The sequence below is a fragment of the Ruegeria sp. AG6 genome, assembly GCF_056541565.1.
The window spans coordinates 85,694-102,659 of sequence record NZ_JBQFYQ010000008.1 but is presented as its reverse complement, the minus strand read 5'-3'; the positions used below and the strand labels follow the sequence as shown (position 1 = coordinate 102,659).

At 59.5% G+C, this 16,966-nt stretch carries 20 protein-coding genes; 11 read left to right on the top strand and 9 right to left on the bottom strand.

The window, feature by feature from the left end; genetic code table 11:
• Window positions 1-107: 107 nt before the first annotated feature.
• Window positions 108-689, top strand: coding sequence for a methylenetetrahydrofolate reductase C-terminal domain-containing protein (locus ACR0I0_RS15770; protein WP_171634484.1), 582 nt, complete (start codon window positions 108-110; stop codon window positions 687-689).
• Window positions 686-1,675, top strand: coding sequence for a methylenetetrahydrofolate reductase (locus ACR0I0_RS15765; protein WP_152459000.1), 990 nt, complete (start codon window positions 686-688; stop codon window positions 1,673-1,675). Before ACR0I0_RS15770 ends, ACR0I0_RS15765 begins: the two co-directional genes overlap by 4 nt.
• A gap of 75 nt (window positions 1,676-1,750) precedes the next feature.
• Here ACR0I0_RS15765 and ACR0I0_RS15760 read toward each other — a convergent pair whose 3' ends face one another.
• From ACR0I0_RS15760 to ACR0I0_RS15740, 5 genes are all read right to left on the bottom strand, one after another.
• The gene (locus ACR0I0_RS15760) at window positions 1,751-2,194 is read right to left on the bottom strand and encodes a MaoC family dehydratase (RefSeq protein ID WP_117872517.1); all 444 of its coding nucleotides are present in this window, start codon (window positions 2,192-2,194) and stop codon (window positions 1,751-1,753) included.
• A 101-nt stretch (window positions 2,195-2,295) separates the two neighbouring features.
• A complete protein-coding gene (locus ACR0I0_RS15755; protein WP_480492157.1) occupies window positions 2,296-3,171 on the bottom strand; it encodes a TIGR01459 family HAD-type hydrolase in 876 nt (291 codons plus the stop codon).
• A 102-nt stretch (window positions 3,172-3,273) separates the two neighbouring features.
• Window positions 3,274-4,350, bottom strand: coding sequence for a DUF389 domain-containing protein (locus ACR0I0_RS15750; protein WP_480492155.1), 1,077 nt, complete (start codon window positions 4,348-4,350; stop codon window positions 3,274-3,276).
• 132 nt (window positions 4,351-4,482) lie between these two features.
• Window positions 4,483-5,403: a manganese-dependent inorganic pyrophosphatase gene (locus ACR0I0_RS15745; RefSeq protein ID WP_171634476.1), complete on the bottom strand. Its 921-nt coding sequence runs from the start codon at window positions 5,401-5,403 to the stop codon at window positions 4,483-4,485.
• A 110-nt stretch (window positions 5,404-5,513) separates the two neighbouring features.
• Window positions 5,514-6,494: a TraB/GumN family protein gene (locus tag ACR0I0_RS15740; RefSeq protein WP_480485586.1), complete on the bottom strand. Its 981-nt coding sequence runs from the start codon at window positions 6,492-6,494 to the stop codon at window positions 5,514-5,516.
• A 110-nt stretch (window positions 6,495-6,604) separates the two neighbouring features.
• On the opposite strand from ACR0I0_RS15740, the gene ACR0I0_RS15735 reads away from it, so the two are divergent.
• The 6 genes from ACR0I0_RS15735 to ACR0I0_RS15710 all read left to right on the top strand — a co-directional run bounded on the left by ACR0I0_RS15735 (window position 6,605) and on the right by ACR0I0_RS15710 (window position 12,462).
• Window positions 6,605-7,279 carry a DUF2161 domain-containing phosphodiesterase gene (locus ACR0I0_RS15735; RefSeq protein WP_171118784.1) on the top strand — a complete coding sequence of 225 codons (675 nt, stop codon included), beginning with the start codon at window positions 6,605-6,607 and terminating at the stop codon, window positions 7,277-7,279.
• Between the two features lie 152 nt (window positions 7,280-7,431).
• Window positions 7,432-7,719: a co-chaperone GroES gene (gene groES, locus ACR0I0_RS15730; protein WP_010441779.1), complete on the top strand. Its 288-nt coding sequence runs from the start codon at window positions 7,432-7,434 to the stop codon at window positions 7,717-7,719.
• Between the two features lie 53 nt (window positions 7,720-7,772).
• The gene (gene groL, locus ACR0I0_RS15725; protein ID WP_171634470.1) at window positions 7,773-9,416 is read left to right on the top strand and encodes a chaperonin GroEL; all 1,644 of its coding nucleotides are present in this window, start codon (window positions 7,773-7,775) and stop codon (window positions 9,414-9,416) included.
• 243 nt (window positions 9,417-9,659) lie between these two features.
• A complete protein-coding gene (locus tag ACR0I0_RS15720; RefSeq protein WP_480492153.1) occupies window positions 9,660-10,502 on the top strand; it encodes a DMT family transporter in 843 nt (280 codons plus the stop codon).
• Between the two features lie 38 nt (window positions 10,503-10,540).
• Entirely contained in the window at window positions 10,541-11,314 is a 774-nt protein-coding gene (locus ACR0I0_RS15715; protein ID WP_171722746.1) for an alpha/beta fold hydrolase, read from the top strand.
• Window positions 11,311-12,462 carry an alpha-D-ribose 1-methylphosphonate 5-triphosphate diphosphatase gene (locus tag ACR0I0_RS15710; protein ID WP_480492151.1) on the top strand — a complete coding sequence of 384 codons (1,152 nt, stop codon included), beginning with the start codon at window positions 11,311-11,313 and terminating at the stop codon, window positions 12,460-12,462. Before ACR0I0_RS15715 ends, ACR0I0_RS15710 begins: the two co-directional genes overlap by 4 nt.
• A gap of 67 nt (window positions 12,463-12,529) precedes the next feature.
• Here the strand turns inward: ACR0I0_RS15710 and ACR0I0_RS15705 are convergent, their stop codons facing one another.
• From ACR0I0_RS15705 to ACR0I0_RS15690, 4 genes are all read right to left on the bottom strand, one after another.
• Window positions 12,530-13,597 carry a 5-(carboxyamino)imidazole ribonucleotide synthase gene (locus ACR0I0_RS15705; RefSeq protein WP_171634459.1) on the bottom strand — a complete coding sequence of 356 codons (1,068 nt, stop codon included), beginning with the start codon at window positions 13,595-13,597 and terminating at the stop codon, window positions 12,530-12,532.
• A gap of 2 nt (window positions 13,598-13,599) precedes the next feature.
• Window positions 13,600-14,355, bottom strand: coding sequence for an NAD(P)-binding domain-containing protein (locus ACR0I0_RS15700; RefSeq protein WP_171634456.1), 756 nt, complete (start codon window positions 14,353-14,355; stop codon window positions 13,600-13,602).
• Window positions 14,352-14,837 (bottom strand): 5-(carboxyamino)imidazole ribonucleotide mutase, encoded by a 486-nt coding sequence (gene purE / locus ACR0I0_RS15695; RefSeq protein ID WP_171634452.1) that lies wholly within the window; start codon window positions 14,835-14,837, stop codon window positions 14,352-14,354. The genes ACR0I0_RS15700 and purE overlap by 4 nt, the downstream gene beginning before the upstream one ends.
• A gap of 76 nt (window positions 14,838-14,913) precedes the next feature.
• Entirely contained in the window at window positions 14,914-15,138 is a 225-nt protein-coding gene (locus ACR0I0_RS15690; protein WP_152458986.1) for a YdcH family protein, read from the bottom strand.
• 163 nt (window positions 15,139-15,301) lie between these two features.
• On the opposite strand from ACR0I0_RS15690, the gene ACR0I0_RS15685 reads away from it, so the two are divergent.
• The 3 genes from ACR0I0_RS15685 to ACR0I0_RS15675 all read left to right on the top strand — a co-directional run bounded on the left by ACR0I0_RS15685 (window position 15,302) and on the right by ACR0I0_RS15675 (window position 16,920).
• Window positions 15,302-15,715, top strand: coding sequence for an Hsp20 family protein (locus tag ACR0I0_RS15685; RefSeq protein ID WP_058275530.1), 414 nt, complete (start codon window positions 15,302-15,304; stop codon window positions 15,713-15,715).
• Window positions 15,716-15,720: 5 nt separating this feature from the next.
• A complete protein-coding gene (locus ACR0I0_RS15680; RefSeq protein ID WP_171168916.1) occupies window positions 15,721-15,945 on the top strand; it encodes a DUF1150 family protein in 225 nt (74 codons plus the stop codon).
• An 84-nt stretch (window positions 15,946-16,029) separates the two neighbouring features.
• On the top strand, window positions 16,030-16,920 hold the full coding sequence (locus tag ACR0I0_RS15675; protein ID WP_480492150.1) for a PhzF family phenazine biosynthesis protein: 891 nt from the start codon (window positions 16,030-16,032) through the stop codon (window positions 16,918-16,920).
• Window positions 16,921-16,966: the final 46 nt, after the last annotated feature.

The following is a 16,966-nucleotide window of genomic DNA, read 5'->3' as shown; positions in this document are numbered from 1 at the left end:
CCAAAAAAAATACTGGGTGTAGACTGGGTTTCCGGCCCTCGGACCACGCTGGGCGGCGGACGATGGCCCGGCCAGGTTCAAATGAACCCAGCACAGGAGGCAGACCCATGTATCGATTGCGACTGTTCGCGATTCGCAACGCCCGTGCGTTCGAGTGGATTTACAAATGTGTCGAACGGGGCATGGTCGCGATGGATCCGGTCTTTGCAAAGATCGGCTACAACCGCGTTGAACGCCCCATTGCGCTGGTCGAAAAAGGCGTCAAAAGTCTTTTGTTTGATTGCAAGATGTGCGGACAATGCGTTTTGTCTTCGACGGGTATGTCTTGCCCGATGAACTGCCCCAAGCAACTGCGCAACGGCCCGTGCGGCGGTGTACGTCCCGGTGAGTTCTGCGAGGTGAAGCCCGATATGAAATGCGTCTGGGCTTTGGCCTGGGACGGCGCCAGCCGCATGCAACACGGGGGCAACAAGATAAAAGAGGTTCTTCCGCCCGTGGAACACACGTTGAAGGGATCATCATCCTGGCTGCGGGTCAGCCGCGAGATCGCCGCACGGGAACGCGAGGCCCGGGACGCTGCCCGCGAAACGCTTGCGCAGGCGTTCCCGGAGGCGCGTGAAAACGAACCCTCTGCGGCACCTCTGGCTGCAGAACCCCCCAACGCGGTGAACCGGGAGCTGAAGAAATGAATGATGCCCATCGCAGCGAGGTCGAGCCGATCGGCTATGTGCCTGTTCCCGAAGGCTATGTCTCGCACAGTCGATTGGAAAGAGTTCTGCGTTCGGGTCGCTTTGCGGTGACTGCTGAACTTAACCCGCCAGACAGTGCTGACCCCGAGGATGTGTTTCAGGCGGCACAGCCGCTGGGCGAAGTGGCGGATGCGATCAATGCAACTGATGCGTCTGGTGCCAACTGCCACATGTCTTCGATAGGGATCTGTGCGTTGTTGACCCGCGCAGGGTATTCTCCGGTCTATCAGATTTCCTGCCGAGACCGGAACCGGATCGCCATTCAGGGGGATGTTCTGGGGGCTGCTGCGCTGGGCGTCAGCAACGTGCTGTGCCTGACGGGCGACGGTGTCGGGGTTGGGGATCAACCGGGCGCAAAACCTGTGTTTGACTTTGATTCCCTGACCTTGCTGCGGACGATCCGAACGATGCGCGATCAGGGAAAGTTTCTTTCCGGCCGCAAGATCACGCGCCCCCCTCAACTGTTTTTGGGTGCAGCGGAAAACCCCTGTATACCGCCCTATGACTGGCGCCCGGAACGTCTTGCAAAGAAGGTCGAGGCGGGGGCCGAGTTTATTCAGACCAACTATATCTACGACATTCCGCTCTTTGAAAGGTTCATGGACCGGGTTCGGGATGCCGGTCTGGACGAAAAAGTATTCATCATCGCGGGTGTCGGCCCAATCGCTTCGGCACGCGCGGCACGCTGGATGCGCAGCAATGTGCCCGGAATTCACATCCCGGATCATGTCATCGAGCGGATGGAAAAGGCCGAAAAGCCCGCGGAAGAGGGCAAGAAGATCTGTATCGAACTGATCCAGCAGATCCGGGACATCGCCGGTGTTTCCGGGGTTCACGTGATGGCCTACAGGCGTGAACACGTGGTGTCGGAAATCATTCTGGAATCAGGTGCGCTGAAAGGGCGAAAACGAACCCGTTCTTCCTGACGACCTTGTGTGCATTTGAGTGCCCAAACAATAAAGGCGCCGGTCCGGCGCCTTTTGCGAGACTGTGTTTGCCAGTCAGTCGAACTTGCGCGACGGGGCAAGCACCATCGCTTCGCCGATCAGGACCTTCTTGCCCTCGACCGAACAATGGCAGTCCAGCTTGACGCGGCGCTTGGCAAAATCGATGTCGATCACTTTCACCTCGGCATAGACCATGTCACCCGGACGCACAGGTGCCAGGAACTTCAGTGACTGACCCATGTAAACGGTGCCATGACCCGGCAGTTGTTCACCAATCACGGCCGAGATCAGACCCGCCGTCAGCATTCCGTGGGCAATACGGCCTTCGAAGATCGTATCGCGGGCATAGTCGTCGTCCAGATGCACCGGATTCCGGTCGGTCGAGACCTGCGCGAACATTTCGATATCTTCATCCGTCACCACTTTGCGCAGGTGGCGGGACATGCCCATTTCGATGTCTTCGATACAGATCGTTCCGCGCGGAAGATTGTCCAACATGTTGCCCTCACTCGAAATCGGCCGTGAAAGAAAAAACCATCATTTGGCCAAGGTTGGCAACTTTATTACTTCGCAGTTGCAGAAAATCAAGTCTTTTCTTATTACCTCAAGCGCCCGATCGTGTAGGTTGGATTGATCTTTTCCATTTCAATATAGGCGGTTAGAGATTCGTGGTGCGGATGATGCGACGTTTTTGTTTCTGCCGCGGCCAATCCGCCCGAGATGAACAGAGAATCAATGCCCTCTCCCATGCCGCCCAGAATGTCCGTGTGGGGGCCGTCGCCGATCACCAGAATGTCGCTGTCGGGGATGTCGTGCCCCAGTTCCTGCAACCTGCGGCGGGCCAGATCATAGATCGGGGGATGCGGTTTGCCGAAATACAGGCTCTCGCCGCCCATTTCGGTGTACAGCCTGGCCAAAGCACCGGCGCACCATTCGCGCACCTCGCCGCGGTCCACGACAATATCAGGGTTCGCACAAAGCAGTTTCATCCCCATCTGCTTGGCGTACAGGAAATCCGGCCGGTTCACATCCGGGTCGGCCATCGGGTCGAACGGACCGCAGCAGACAATACCCTCGGCTTCCTTCAGCGGCACACGCTCGATATGGATGGGGTGATCCAACAGTTTCAGCGGTTCGAAAAAGCCCGCATCGCGCTGCCACTCGCCCATGAAGTAAACCTTGTGCCCCACAGCACCCCGGAACATCGCAGATCGCGCGGAATCCCCGCTGGTGGCGATGGTGTCATACGCGTCGGCAGGGACGTTGAATTGCACGAGCTGCTCTGCCACCCCGGCGCGAGGTTTGGGAGAGTTCGTGACCAAGACCACCAGTCCACCCTTGGCGCGATAGGCCTTCAGCGCTTCGACCGCCTCGGGGTAGGCCGTGATGCCGTTGTGAACACAGCCCCAAAGGTCGACGAACAATGCCTTGTAACGGTCCGAGATCTCGGAAAGCGAGGAAACGATCTGGGTCATGGGTGCCTCTGGGTCTGATATCGCGCTGGCGACAGCTATGGCAAAGCTTGGGCCCGAACACCATCCCGCATTCCCGTTTGCGCCAAGGAATGGGTGAATCTGCTACTCGTCTTCGGTAATTTTCGTGACATCCGGGGCCTGCTGAACGTTTTCCGTTCCCAGGATGATCTGGGCCCCGATACGCGGCTGATACCGGATAATGGCCAAGTATCCGGGTCCTAGTTCCTCCTCCAACACCCCGACCAGAGGGGTCTCACGCAGCTTGGGTGGCAGCAAACCGGCAATGGAAGAAACCTTGAACTGCGCTTCGGCCGGCAGATCGACGATCAGCCAAACCTCGGCCCGCTTGCGCTGAGCGTTGACGTCGATGCGGATGATTTCCACGGAAACCGGATCGGCCCATGCACGAATGGACTCGGCCAGTTGCGCCTCGGTCCGCGTTTCCAGATAACGGTTGTAGGTGGACTTCCCAAGCTGCAGGACGACGACGACCAGAAACGCGATCGCGACAAAGACGCTGGCGGTAAAGTTCAGTTTGCGCTTTCCCTTGCTGAAAACCACGGAGCGCGCGGCATAGACAAGATAAACCGCGCAGGCTGACAGAATGATCGCGCCAAGGTTCGTTGCGAAAAGCAGCCCTGCCTCATAGGCCTCGGCGGGTTCGTCAAAATATAAAAGAATGCCCGAGGCCGACAGCGGGGGAACAAGCGAAACACCGATGGCCGCGCCGGGTAGAAGGCTCAATTCGGACTTGTTGATCTGAACATAGGCCCCGGCCACACCGGCAGCGAGCGCGACGATCAGGTCTTCGGTGCCGGGATCGGTGCGCGCCAGGACCTGGTCGGGGATCAAAATGCCACGGGGAACATCTGCGACATAGACCAGAAACCATGCCATCATCACGCAGACAATGGCAGCCAGGAAAACCGTAAGCGCCAGCGTCACCGCGCGTTTCAACCATCCCATGACCATCGCGGCGGCCACCCCGAGGATCGGGGTCATCAGCGGCGCCACAAGCATGGCCGCGATCACGACAGCGCCTGAGTTGCGCAGCAAACCCATGGTGGCAATCACGACCGACAGCGTCAGCAACATTGCAAAACGTCGCCAATACGCCGCCTTGTCGGTACCTTCAAAAAGAAGGATGCTGCGGGTGGTGCTCAGTTTTCGTACGACCATTGCATTTACCTGACCTGGGATAGGCTTTTGACCCCCGGTCAGACTAACAACCGGCAACGCCTCCGCAAATGGCTGTCAGCAAAGAAAAAAGGCGCCCGAATTGGACGCCTTCATATTTGGGTCGCTTGAGGATCAGACCTTCAGGTTCGGAATGATCTGCTTTTTACGGCTCATGATACCGGGCAGAACTACGGCGTCGCCGTCCACGGTTGCGCCAAAGCTTTTCTCGGCCACGGTTTTGACCAGATCATTGGGGACCAGCAGCGTGGCCTCTTCGTTCAGGATATCAACCACGAACAGCAGCACCTGCTCGACGCCGTCTTCCTTGGCAACGGCCACCATCGAGTCCGCCAGGCTGGCCTTGCGGTCCAGAACGACACCGGGGGCGGTGGTTTCCAGAACCGAGACCCGGAATTTGGTGCCGTCGACCTCGTATTCTTTACTGTCCATGCGGATCAACTCGGCGTCCGAAAAGGACGAGACATCCGATTTCGCCGCGAACATGTCTGCCGCATATGCCGAAATGTCCAGCTCGAGCTCGGCCGCCAGACGTTCTGCAACCTCGCGGTCATGCGCCGTGGTGGTGGGTGAGCGGAATTCCAGAGTATCCGACAGAATGCAGGTAAGCGCGGCGCCCTTGATGGCGTCGGGCATCTTGGCCGCATCTTCGCCCATCAGATCAACCATGATGGTGGCGGTGCAGGCCAGGGGGCGCACTGTGATGTCGATCGGGCCTTTGGTTTCCAGGCCACCGACCAGCTTGTGATGGTCGATGATGGCGCGGATGTCCGCGTCGTTGATGTTGGCCGGCAGTTCGGCGGGGTTGTTGGTGTCGACGATAACCACCGGCGTTTCCGCGGGCAGGTCCTCAAGGATCCGCGGCTTGGGCAGGTCCCAGTTTTCCAGCATGAATGTTGCTTCGGTGTTGGGTTCACCCAGCAGTACGGGTTCGGTCTGCTCACCCTTGACCTCGTTCAGGTACCACGACCACAGGATCGGCGAGCCTGTGGAATCTGTGTCGGGGGATTTGTGGCCAAATACTAGCGTCGTCATGTCAGTGTCCTGCGGAATGGAAATTTGCGCGCCTTATAGGGCGGCTAAAGGCCGTTGTCACGCCGCTGAGCACTGTCTGCGACGCTTGGTCTGAAAACCACTGGGTCCGTTCAGAACTCGGCGCGTGTCAGAACGTATCCAGCTTCTTCCAGCTGATTCAGCAGGCCGTAATCATCGCTCAGGTGTCCCGCGCCGACCGCAATCACAACCGTCTGATCCCTGATGTCCAGAATCTGCGCCATCCAGTTGGCATTTCGCTGCACCAGCAATTGCTGCTCGAAATCCTCCCATTCCGCATCGAAGGCTTCGGGGCTCAGGCCCGACTGCTCAAGCCCCTGTAGGCGGGCAAGCTGTATGATCTCGGCGTGCTTTTCTTCCAGATACGCGTTGGCCATGGTGGCCAACTGGTCTGCATTGCCCAGCATCGCCCCGGACAGGCGCACAAGCGACTCGACCTGTTTCTCAAGCGGATAACTGTCGAACATGGCCATAAGGTCTTCGATTCGTTCCAGCGAGTGCTGCGGGATACCTTTTTCAACGGCCAGATCGTTCAGGCGGGCGTCCATTCCATAAGTTGAATTCGGGTCCTCGATCATGCAGGGCGGAATGCTCAGCATCATGGTCAGGAACCACGGACGCATCTTCGCAGCCATCCAGCCGGGGATGCCGCGCTGGGCCAGGGCTGCGGACAGCGCATCCCAGTCGTCTTCCTCCATCAGATCGATCAACGTAGGGCCCGAGGTAATCATTACCGCACTCAGGTCGTTGGCCATCGTCTTTTCGAAGGCGTCCATGTCGTGCTGAGTGACTTCGAAATAAAAGGCGTCCGCTTTGCTGAGTTCGGGCGACAGGCGGTCAATCACGTCTTCCATGCGCGGATCGTAACTGTGCAACGTGCCGATGATGTGCAAAACCGTGTCGCCCTTGCGTGCAATCCAGTGATTGCCTTCGGGATAAGCGATCTGGCCCACTGCACTTTGCAATTTTGTCCGGGTTTCCTCGGGCAGTTGTGGCCGCAGGTCCACCCCCTCGCACGCGGCCTGAGCCGAGATCGGAAACAGAAGGAACGCAAGAAACGTGAGCAAACGCATGGGGCCAGCCTGAATGGTGTCAAGAAGTTGAACCCAGACTTAGCCACGCCACCTGCCGATGTTCAAGCCGCCCGTCTGGTATTCCCTGGCAATCTGCGTAGCATGGCCACATGAACCGCGAGCAGGATCTCTATCCCCCGGTCAAGGCGCTGCTGGAGCGTCAGGGATACACCGTCAAGGGTGAAGTCGGCGCAGCCGACATCGTGGCAGTGCGCGATGGGGATGCGCCGGTGATCGTCGAACTGAAACTGCGGTTCACGCTGTCCCTGTTTCATCAGGCGATCACCCGGCTGAAACTCACCGATCTGGTCTATGTTGCCGTCTGCAAACCCACCGGCCGAACGGCCCGGCGGGCGCTGAAAGATAATCTGGCACTGTGTCGTAGGCTCGGCTTGGGCCTGATCACCGTGCGGGCTGATGGTACGGTCGAGGTTCAGTGCGATCCCGGCCCCTACGCGCCCCGAAAGAACAAAGCCAGGGCCGCACGGTTGCTGCGCGAATTCGACCGGCTGCAAGGCGACCCGAACGCTGGGGGCGCGACGCGCCATGGTATCGTGACGGCGTATCGGCAGGATGCGCTGAAATGTGCGGCCTATCTGGCCGAGAATGGCCCGTCCAAGGGGGCGGACGTCGCCAGATCGGTCGCGGTCCCGGTCGCGACCCGGCTGATGCGGGAAAACCACTACGGGTGGTTCGAGAAGGTTGAAAAGGGCATCTATGGGCTTACGTCAGAGGGCGCAGAAGGGTTGAAGCATTGGGCCTATAGCTGGGAACAGGCTGACTGATCCAAGTTGCAAAAAAATCTCTCACAAATTGTTGACTCGGACTTTTAGACTCCCTAGCTATGCGTCGTTATCACTCACACACCCCGAGTGCTAACGCCTCGTCGAAAGGCGGGGGGAGGATAGATAAACTTTGAGCCCAAGGAGCTACAAAGATGGCATTGAAACCGCTTCATGACCGTGTGCTGGTTCGCCGCGTAGAGAGCGAAGAGAAAACCGCAGGCGGCCTGATCATTCCTGACAGCGCAAAAGAAAAGCCAAGCGAAGGCGAAGTCGTCGCAACCGGCGAAGGTGCGCGCAAGGACAGCGGCGAACTGATCGCAATGGCTGTCAAGGCTGGCGACAAGATCCTGTTCGGCAAATGGTCGGGCACCGAGGTTCAGGTCAACGGCGAAGAGCTGCTGATGATGAAAGAAAGCGACATCATGGGGATCATCGAGTAAGCGCGCGCTTTCTCTGATCTTCATTTCAAATCAATTTCTCAAGGAGAAACGACATGGCTGCAAAGGACGTCAAATTCGACACCGATGCCCGCAACCGTATGCTGAAGGGTGTGAACATCCTGGCCGACGCGGTTAAAGTGACCCTGGGCCCCAAAGGCCGCAACGTGGTTCTGGACAAATCCTTCGGCGCGCCGCGCATCACCAAAGACGGTGTTTCGGTTGCCAAGGAAATCGAACTGGAAGACAAGTTCGAAAACATGGGCGCGCAGATGGTGAAAGAAGTCGCCAGCCGCACCAATGACGAAGCCGGCGACGGCACCACCACCGCAACCGTTCTGGCACAGGCGATCGTAAAAGAAGGCCTGAAGCAGGTTGCAGCTGGCCTGAACCCGATGGACCTGAAGCGCGGCATCGACCTGGCAACTGCCAAGGTTGTTGAAGGCATTAAAGCTGCTTCGCGCGAAGTAAAAGACTCGGCAGAAGTCGCTCAGGTTGGCACAATCTCGGCCAACGGCGAAGCGGAAATCGGCCAGCAAATCGCAGACGCGATGCAGAAGGTTGGCAACGAAGGCGTTATCACCGTCGAAGAAAACAAAGGTCTGGAAACCGAGACCGACGTTGTCGAAGGTATGCAGTTCGACCGCGGCTACCTGTCGCCTTACTTCGTCACCAACGCAGACAAGATGATCGCAGAACTCGACGACTGCATGATCCTGCTGCACGAAAAGAAACTGTCCTCGCTGCAGCCGATGGTTCCGCTGCTGGAGCAAGTGATCCAGTCGCAGAAACCGCTGCTGATCATTGCCGAGGATGTTGAAGGCGAAGCGCTGGCAACTCTGGTTGTCAACAAACTGCGCGGCGGCCTGAAAATTGCTGCTGTCAAAGCACCTGGCTTCGGCGATCGCCGTAAGGCCATGTTGCAGGATATCGCAATCCTGACCGGCGGTCAGGTTATCAGCGAAGATCTGGGCATGAAGCTCGAGTCCGTGACCATGGACATGCTGGGCACCGCCAAGAAAATCGAAATCACCAAAGACGAAACCACCATCGTCGACGGTGCTGGCGAGAAAGCCGAGATCGAAGCACGTGTTGCTCAGATCCGCACCCAGATCGAAGAAACCACCAGCGACTACGACCGCGAGAAACTGCAAGAGCGCGTTGCCAAACTGGCAGGCGGTGTTGCTGTTATCCGCGTCGGCGGCATGACCGAAGTTGAAGTGAAAGAGCGTAAAGACCGTGTGGACGATGCTCTGAACGCAACACGCGCTGCCGTTCAGGAAGGCGTTGTTGTGGGCGGTGGTGTTGCTCTGGTCCAGGCCGGTAAAGCACTGGAAGCTCTGAAAGGTGCAAACGCCGATCAGGACGCAGGTATCAACATCGTTCGCAAGGCAATCGAAGCGCCGCTGCGTCAGATCGCCGAGAACGCAGGTGTCGACGGCGCGGTTGTAGCCGGCAAGGTCCGCGAATCGTCGGACGCAGCATTCGGCTTCAACGCGCAGACCGAAGAATATGGCGACATGTTCTCGTTCGGTGTGATTGACCCGGCCAAAGTGGTTCGGACTGCTCTGGAAGACGCTGCATCGGTTGCTGGCCTGCTGGTCACCACCGAAGCAATGGTTGCCGACAAGCCGGCCAAGGAAGGCGCGGCGCCTGCCGGCGGCATGCCCGACATGGGCGGTATGGGCGGCATGATGTAAGCACGTCGAATTCGCCCCGGCGAATTCTGACGACCCGACAGGCGCTTGGCGATATCGCCAAGCTGCCGATAGGGAAGCCGTATAGCTTAAGAACGGGGTCGCCTTCGGGCGGCCCCGTTTTGTGTTGACAGTTCTGTTTTCAAGGCGTGTTTAGACGCTGCTTTGTCCGGCGCCGGATGTCTGTTCCCACAACCTTCGCGAAAGTGAGTGTGCAAATCCCGCCCAAACGGCTATGCGGATGGCATGAGATTGTTTTTGCTCACCGCCCTGACCATGTGTGCCTTTGCGGCGAACTCCATTCTGAACCGGTTGGCCATCGACAGCGGAGCCAGCGATCCGACCGGATTTGCCATCGTTCGGGTTTTGGCGGGGGCCGTGGTCCTGGCCGCTCTTGTGCTGGCACGCGGAGGGCGCCTTCCGCTGCGCAATCGAAGGCGGATCATTGGCGCGGGGTCGTTGACGCTCTACATGATCGGATTTTCAATCGCCTACCTGACGCTGGATGCAGGCTTGGGCGCATTGATTCTGTTCGGCGTGGTGCAAATTACGATGTTTTCTGTCGGCGCATTGACGGGTGCTACTCCGACCGCACGGCAGGTGGCAGGGGCAGGGGTCGCGCTTGCTGGTCTTGCCTATGTGCTGTGGCCGACTGGAGCCGTTCAGGTCGACTTGGCTGGCGCGGCTTTGATGGCCGCCGCCGGTATTGGTTGGGCCCTTTACTCTATAGCGGGTCGATCAGAAACAAACCCGCTGGAGGGAACGGCCGCCAATTTCATCGTCGCATTGCCGTTGACTGCCCTGGCGATGCTTGCCGGCGGCAGCGTCTGGCAGATGAGCGGGGCGGGATATCTGCTGGCCGTCCTGTCCGGCGCGGTAACATCCGGGCTTGGCTATGCTTTGTGGTATCGTGTTTTGCCTCAATTGGCCCCGTCCGTGGCGGCTGTCGTTCAACTCAGCGTGCCGGTGATCGCAATTCTCGGCGGTGTCGCCTTTCTGGGCGAGATTGCCGGAGTGCGGCTGATCATCGGCGCCACGCTTGTTTTGGGCGGTATCGCGCTGGCCGTGCTGCGACGTCACCGGGGCTAGGGCTTTTATCAAAGGCTGATAGGCTTTATCTGGCGGTTATGAAACTTTTGATTGCCTTGCTCTTCTGCCTCGTTCCTGCCGCAGCCAGTGCGAAATGCGTGATCCTTCTGCACGGCCTTGCGCGCACCGAGGCCTCGTTCACCGTGATGGAGCAGCTGTTCAAGGCGCATGACTATACCGTTGTGCGCCACGGGTATCCATCGACCGAAATCGGTATTCCGGAACTGGCAAGGCAAACCATACCGGACGCGCTTGCGGCATGTGGCGATGACAAAGCCAATGTCGTTGCGCATTCCATGGGCGGTATCCTGTTGCGCTATTGGCTCAAGGACCATCGGCCCGAAAACCTGGGTCGTGTCGTCATGCTCGGCCCGCCCAATCAGGGCAGCCAGTTGGTCGATGAGCTGAGCGCATGGGAAGTGTTCGGGTATCTGAACGGCCCGGCGGGCCTGCAATTGGGCACAGGTCCCGAAGGCATTCCGCGCCGCCTGCCGCCGGTGGATTTTGAACTGGGGGTGATCGCGGGTGAGAATTCGCTCAACCCGCTGTTTTCCTCGCTGATCGACGGGCCGGATGACGGCAAGGTTTCGGTTGAAACCACCAAGGTCGAAGGGATGAAGGATCATCTTGTTCTTCCGGTGACCCACACGTTCATGATGAACAACCCACGCGTTATGGCACAGGCGCTGCATTTCATCGAATTCGGCCAATTCGATCGGCAGATCACCTGGCTGGACGGCGTGATGGAGATAATCGACGAGATCTGCATCGGGCAGGATTGCTCGGAACCTGACTCGGAGCCCACACAATGACTTTTCTGGATCTGACGTTGACCGGCGCAGAGGTTCTGTTGCCGGAGGATGGGCTGTTGCGCTGCGATCTCTCGATGGCGGAGGGCGTTATTCAGCAAGATCGGACCGGGCGCAGGGTTGACCTGACCGGTTATCTTGTCCTGCCCGGTATCGTCGATCTGCACGGGGACGGGTTCGAACGCCACATCGCCCCGCGCCGGGGCGCAATGAAGCAAATGAACGAAGGTATTCTGGCAGCCGAAGCCGAACTGGCCGCCAATGGCATCACCACCGCGGTGCTGGCGCAGTTCTACAGCTGGGAAGGTGGCGTGCGCGGCCCCGAGTTTGCCGCGCAGGTATTTCGGGCCATCGCTGCGGTCAAGAACAGCACCGTCACGGATCTGATCCCGCAATTGCGGTTCGAGACCAACATGCTGGAGGACTACGAAGGTCTGGCCCATCGTATCGCCGAATGGCAGGTGCCCTATGTGGTGTTCAATGATCACCTGCCGCATGATCGTTTGGCGCAGGGCAAAAAGCCGCCGCGCCTGACCGGGCAGGCGTTGAAGGCCGGACGCAATCCGGATGCGCATTTTGAGATGCTGCTCAATATGCATGCCCGCAGGAACGAGGTTCCCGCTGCCGTCGAAGCACTCAGCGCCGAACTTGTCTCAATGAGGGTGCGTTTGGGCAGCCATGATGACGCGACCGCCGAGACTAGGGCATGGTGGCGCGACCGGGGCGTGCGCATTGCCGAATTCCCCGAAACGCTTGAAGCCGCCGAAGCCGCGCGTTCTGCCGGGGATCACGTTATCCTCGGTTCTCCCAACGTCGTGCGGGGCGGATCACACAAGGGGAACGCAAGCGCCGTCGAACTGATCGCCATGGGGCTCTGTGATGCGTTGGCCTCGGATTATCACTATCCCAGCCCGCGCCGCGCGGCGCTGATGCTGGCCAAAACCGGTCTGCTGGATCTGGCCAGTGCCTGGGCGCTGGTCTCGTCCGGCCCCGCGCGGGTGCTGGACATGCAGGACAGGGGCACGCTCGTGCCGGGAAAACGCGCGGATCTGGTCATCCTGGATGCGGACACCCATCGCGTTGCAGCCACCCTGGCCGGTGGGCGCGTCAGTTACATGTCAGGCGACATCGCCGCCCGGTTTCTGGATTAGGCACCGCAAAACCTTCATCTTTTCCCAAATACTCTCGCCGAAGGCGTCGCGCGCAGGCGCGATAGCCTCAACGTTTGATGCGGTTGAAGTGCCCCATCTTGCGCCCGGCCTTTACCTCGGCCTTGCCATAGAGATGCAGCGCCACATCCCGCTCGCGCGCCAGCTCAGGCACGCGGTCCATGTCGTCGCCGATCAGGTTCTCCATCACCACGTCCGAATGGCGCTGCCCGTCCCCCAAAGGCCAGCCCGCCACCGCGCGGATGTGCTGTTCGAACTGATCGACAGCACAGCCGTTCTGCGTCCAGTGGCCCGAGTTATGCACGCGCGGAGCGATCTCGTTCACGATCAGTCCGCCGGGTGTCACGAACAGCTCAACGCCCATCACGCCGACATATTCGAGAGCGTTCAGAATATTGGCCGCCAGCAGGATGGCATCGGTGCGCTGGGCGGGGGACAGGCGGGCAGGGATGGTGGTGGTGTGCAGGATACCGTCGCGATGCACATTCTCACCCGGGTCAAAACAGGCCACCTGACCGTCCAGCCCCCGCGCTGCAATGATCGAAACCTCGTGTGAGAAATCAACGAACCCCTCCAGAAGGGCAGGCGCACCAGCCATATCGGCCAGCGCGGCCTCGGCATCCCGGGGGGTGCGCAATCTGGCTTGTCCTTTGCCGTCATAGCCAAAGCGGCGGGTCTTCAGGATGGCGGGCGTACCGATTTCTTCGATGGCCGCATTCAGGCTGTCCAGATCGGTGATATCCGCAAACGGAGCCGTTTTCAGGCCAAGCCCTTGCAGGAACGTCTTCTCGGTCAGGCGGTCCTGACTGACCCTCAATGCCTCACGCCCGGGGCGGATCGGGCGGTGCGCTTCCAGAATGTCCAGCGCTTCGGTCGGGATGTTCTCGAACTCGTAAGTGATGACATCGACCGCATCGGCAAAGGCTTTCAGCGCGTCTGCATCGTCATAGGCCGCAGTGGTGACGCGATCCGCAACCTGCCCCGCAGGTGGGTTCGCACCCGGCTCATAGATATGGCTGACAAAACCCAGCCTGGCGGCTGCCACGGACAGCATCCGGCCCAGCTGACCACCCCCCAGAATCCCGATCACTGCACCTTGGGCGAGCATTTCCGCCATCTTCAACTCTCCAAACGTTTGCCAATTGCCCCAAGCGCGGAACGCAGCGCCTTGTGCGCGCCCCCGTCTTTCAGGGCGTCCGTCATTTGCAGGCTCAGCGTGCCCTCCGTCGCCAGCGCGTCACGCTCCTGCGCCAACCGCCCGGAAGTGCCTTTTTCCATCGAGGCCAGAAAACCCGCCATCAACTGCGTTGTATAGAACTCGGCCCCGTCCGCATCACCGGTTGCGTCACCCAGCCATTCGGCACCCGTTGCCATCAGGTCCAGAATGCCGGGAACCATGGCACAAATGGCGAAATGCGCGTTCAGCGCGGCTTCATCCGCAACCTTGATCACCGGGTTCTCGGGCTCGAACAGTTCCGCTAGCAGGCGATCATTGCCAAAGGCGGCCATCGGGCAGCCGCCGGTTTCCAGAAAACCCAGCGGGATGGTCTGCACGAAATCCGACGCCGGGGCGCAAAGCGCGGCCAGATGCTCGGCCGAAACCGCCGCCATGACCGACACGATCTGCTGATCGGCGCGGAATGTCAGCGGGTCCAGAGCCTCGGCCGCGATATGCGGGCGCAGGCACAGGAACACGATGTCCGAGGTGTCAATCACGGCCTGAGGCGCAGCGACGGTCACGCCCAGTTCGGCCTTCAAGGCGGCTGAAACCTTGGCGTTGCGCTCGGTCACGCTGATCTGGTGCCCCTTGGCGGCCATCAGCCGCGCAATCGGCGCGGCGATATGGCCGGTGCCGATAAAGCCGATCCGGCTCATCCCTGCGGTTCCTGGGGGATCGAGGCTGACAACGCGTCACGCCATCTGTCCAGCCGTTCGGCCAAAGCATCATCCTGCAATGCAAGAATGCCCGCCGCCATCAGGCCGGCATTGGCCCCGCCGGCGGACCCGATCGCCATGGTCGCCACCGGAAATCCCTTGGGCATCTGCACGATGGAATACAGCGAATCCACGCCCGACAAGGCACGGGTCTGCACCGGGACGCCAATCACAGGCACCCGCGTTTTCGACGCCATCATGCCCGGAAGATGCGCAGCCCCACCTGCACCTGCAATGATCACCTGCAACCCACGCGAAACAGCGGTTTTGCCATAGTCCCACAGCCGGTCCGGCGTGCGGTGAGCCGATACGATGCGTGCTTCGTAGGCGACGCCCAGTTCGTCCAGAATATCCGCGGCCTCCTTCATCGTGGGCCAGTCCGACTGGCTGCCCATGATGATCCCTACTTTCACATCGCTCATCCGCATACGTCCCCGCGCTCAGAAAGAGCGCGCACTATAGCCAAATCCGGTTGGCTGGCAATGCGGTACAGGGCGTTCAGGCGATGATATCGGGCGTCAGGCGGTCTTCGATCAGGCGGATGATGTCTTTCAGGCGCAGTTTCTCTTTTTTCAGGCGCCGCAAGGTCAGTTGGTCGGCCGTTCCCTTGTCATGCAATGCCTGAATCGCCTCGTCCAGATCGCGGTGCTGTCGGCGGAAGACCTCAAGCTCAACACGCAATACTTCATCTGTTTTCATCGAAAGATCGGTAGGCGCGTTCATTGGCGACTCGAGTTGGTTGTGGTGCTTGGCCAACAAGATAGTGTGTCAGACGTTATCGCGCCAGACCTTGTGGACATCCTGGTTTCTTCCCATATTCTATTGCAGGCGGTTGCCAGAACGGGGCCGCACACCACGTCGCTTTTACAAAGAAGGACGAAAATACGTGTCGAAACTTACTCTTGGCTCATACCCGCATCTTTTGGGGTTCGAGCAGTTGGAACGCCTTCTGGAACGGTCTGCAAAGGCCGGAAATGAAGGATACCCGCCCTATAACATCGAACAGACCTCGGATTTTTCCTATCGCATCACTCTTGCGGTGGCCGGGTTTGCCGAGGAGGATCTGTCAATCACGATCGAGGATCGCCAGTTGGTGATCCGGGGCCGTCAGCGCGACGACAGCGAGGGGCGCATCTTCCTGCATCGCGGCATTGCGGCGCGTCAGTTCCAGCGCATGTTCGTGCTGGCCGATGGCGTCGAAGTGGGCGAGGCGATCATGGAAAACGGTCTGCTGCATGTGGATCTGACCCGCGCCGTGCCGGAAACAGTGGTTCAGACGATCAACATACGGAAGGGGTAAGAGCAATGAATACACCGATTGAAATCAACGCCCAGGGCAACCGTATTGTCTATGTCAAAACGGTTGAAGTATCTGAATTGCCTCGGGAAGTTCGTGAACAGGCCGGCGATCTGGATCAGCTTTACGCCGTCCACGATTCCGACGGGCAGCAACTGGCGCTGGTCGCTGACCGCAAGCTGGCCTTCGTGCTGGCGCGCGAACATGACCTGTCTCCGGTGGCGGTTCACTAGGCGGCCTGAAACACTGCTGAAAAAACGTGACATTTTCCGCCTATGCAGTGATCGTGCCACAAATGCTAAAGCAGGAGTGGCTTCATGGGCTGGTTTGACTTTGACTGGGTGGACGCCTTCAGTGATCGCGCCTTCGGTGGCAACGGATGTGCCGTCGTCCATGAAGGTGCGCGCCTGACACAAGAGGTCTGCATGGCCTATGTGCGCGAAACCTCTCTGGTCGAATGCACCTTTACCGGGCCGTCCGACGTGGCCGACATCCGCGTCCGCTACTTTCTGGCTAGCCGCGAAATTCCCTTTGCGGGGCATCCGACTATCGCCACCGTCGCGGCGATGCGATCCCGCGGCATGATCTCGGGCGATGGTCTGACGCTGGAAACCGGTGCCGGCCTGGTGTCGATCCGGTTGCAGGGGGATCAGATCGAAATGACTCAGGTCGCACCGCAATTCGGTACACGCGTTCCCGCGGAACTGGTGGCGGCAGCGGTCAGTCTGCCAACGGGAGCCATCATTTCTCCGCCTCAAATGGTTTCGACCGGCTTGCCGTTCTGCATCACTGTTCTGCGGGATCATGCGGCCTTGCGGGCCGCTCAACTGGTTGAAGGCCCGTTGCGCAAAGTGGCTGAAACTGCTGGGTATTCCGGCTCGGACATGGCCGAGCCGTTTCTTGTCACGCTGCAAGGGGCAACCGATGAGGGGGATACGTTTTCGCGCCTTCTCATGGCACCGCCCAGCCCGCCCGAAGATCCGTTTACGGGGTCTGCCACCGGTGCGATGGCCGCCTATTTGTGGAAACAAGGCTTGATGCAAAAGGAAAGCTTCATCGCCCAGCAGGGTCACGATATGGGCCGCCCCGGGAAGGCCATCGTCACGCGTGTCGGCCCGCCTGATGCGATGACGGGCATCAGGGTTTCTGGTCAGGGGCATATCCTGATGCGCGGGCAGGTCGACCTGCCGGAAACGCCGACACACTAGGCGGGCGTTTACCAAGGGCTGACCCGCGAAACCCTGGCCGGATGCG

Bases quoted from the DNA above. Each gene is read 5' to 3' on its own strand.
- ACR0I0_RS15690 (WP_152458986.1), bottom strand. From the start codon at position 15,138: ATGAACGCGCCTACCGATCTTTCGATGAAAACAGATGAAGTATTGCGT.
- ACR0I0_RS15710 (WP_480492151.1), top strand. From the start codon at position 11,311: ATGACTTTTCTGGATCTGACGTTGACCGGCGCAGAGGTTCTGTTGCCG.
- purE (WP_171634452.1), bottom strand. From the start codon at position 14,837: ATGAGCGATGTGAAAGTAGGGATCATCATGGGCAGCCAGTCGGACTGG.
- ACR0I0_RS15720 (WP_480492153.1), top strand. From the start codon at position 9,660: ATGAGATTGTTTTTGCTCACCGCCCTGACCATGTGTGCCTTTGCGGCG.
- ACR0I0_RS15735 (WP_171118784.1), top strand. From the start codon at position 6,605: ATGAACCGCGAGCAGGATCTCTATCCCCCGGTCAAGGCGCTGCTGGAG.
- ACR0I0_RS15765 (WP_152459000.1), top strand. From the start codon at position 686: ATGAATGATGCCCATCGCAGCGAGGTCGAGCCGATCGGCTATGTGCCT.
- ACR0I0_RS15740 (WP_480485586.1), bottom strand. From the start codon at position 6,494: ATGCGTTTGCTCACGTTTCTTGCGTTCCTTCTGTTTCCGATCTCGGCT.
- ACR0I0_RS15700 (WP_171634456.1), bottom strand. From the start codon at position 14,355: ATGAGCCGGATCGGCTTTATCGGCACCGGCCATATCGCCGCGCCGATT.
- ACR0I0_RS15715 (WP_171722746.1), top strand. From the start codon at position 10,541: ATGAAACTTTTGATTGCCTTGCTCTTCTGCCTCGTTCCTGCCGCAGCC.
- ACR0I0_RS15705 (WP_171634459.1), bottom strand. From the start codon at position 13,597: ATGGCGGAAATGCTCGCCCAAGGTGCAGTGATCGGGATTCTGGGGGGT.
- ACR0I0_RS15770 (WP_171634484.1), top strand. From the start codon at position 108: ATGTATCGATTGCGACTGTTCGCGATTCGCAACGCCCGTGCGTTCGAG.
- groL (WP_171634470.1), top strand. From the start codon at position 7,773: ATGGCTGCAAAGGACGTCAAATTCGACACCGATGCCCGCAACCGTATG.
- ACR0I0_RS15755 (WP_480492157.1), bottom strand. From the start codon at position 3,171: ATGACCCAGATCGTTTCCTCGCTTTCCGAGATCTCGGACCGTTACAAG.
- ACR0I0_RS15680 (WP_171168916.1), top strand. From the start codon at position 15,721: ATGAATACACCGATTGAAATCAACGCCCAGGGCAACCGTATTGTCTAT.
- ACR0I0_RS15750 (WP_480492155.1), bottom strand. From the start codon at position 4,350: ATGGTCGTACGAAAACTGAGCACCACCCGCAGCATCCTTCTTTTTGAA.
- ACR0I0_RS15675 (WP_480492150.1), top strand. From the start codon at position 16,030: ATGGGCTGGTTTGACTTTGACTGGGTGGACGCCTTCAGTGATCGCGCC.
- ACR0I0_RS15745 (WP_171634476.1), bottom strand. From the start codon at position 5,403: ATGACGACGCTAGTATTTGGCCACAAATCCCCCGACACAGATTCCACA.
- groES (WP_010441779.1), top strand. From the start codon at position 7,432: ATGGCATTGAAACCGCTTCATGACCGTGTGCTGGTTCGCCGCGTAGAG.
- ACR0I0_RS15760 (WP_117872517.1), bottom strand. From the start codon at position 2,194: ATGTTGGACAATCTTCCGCGCGGAACGATCTGTATCGAAGACATCGAA.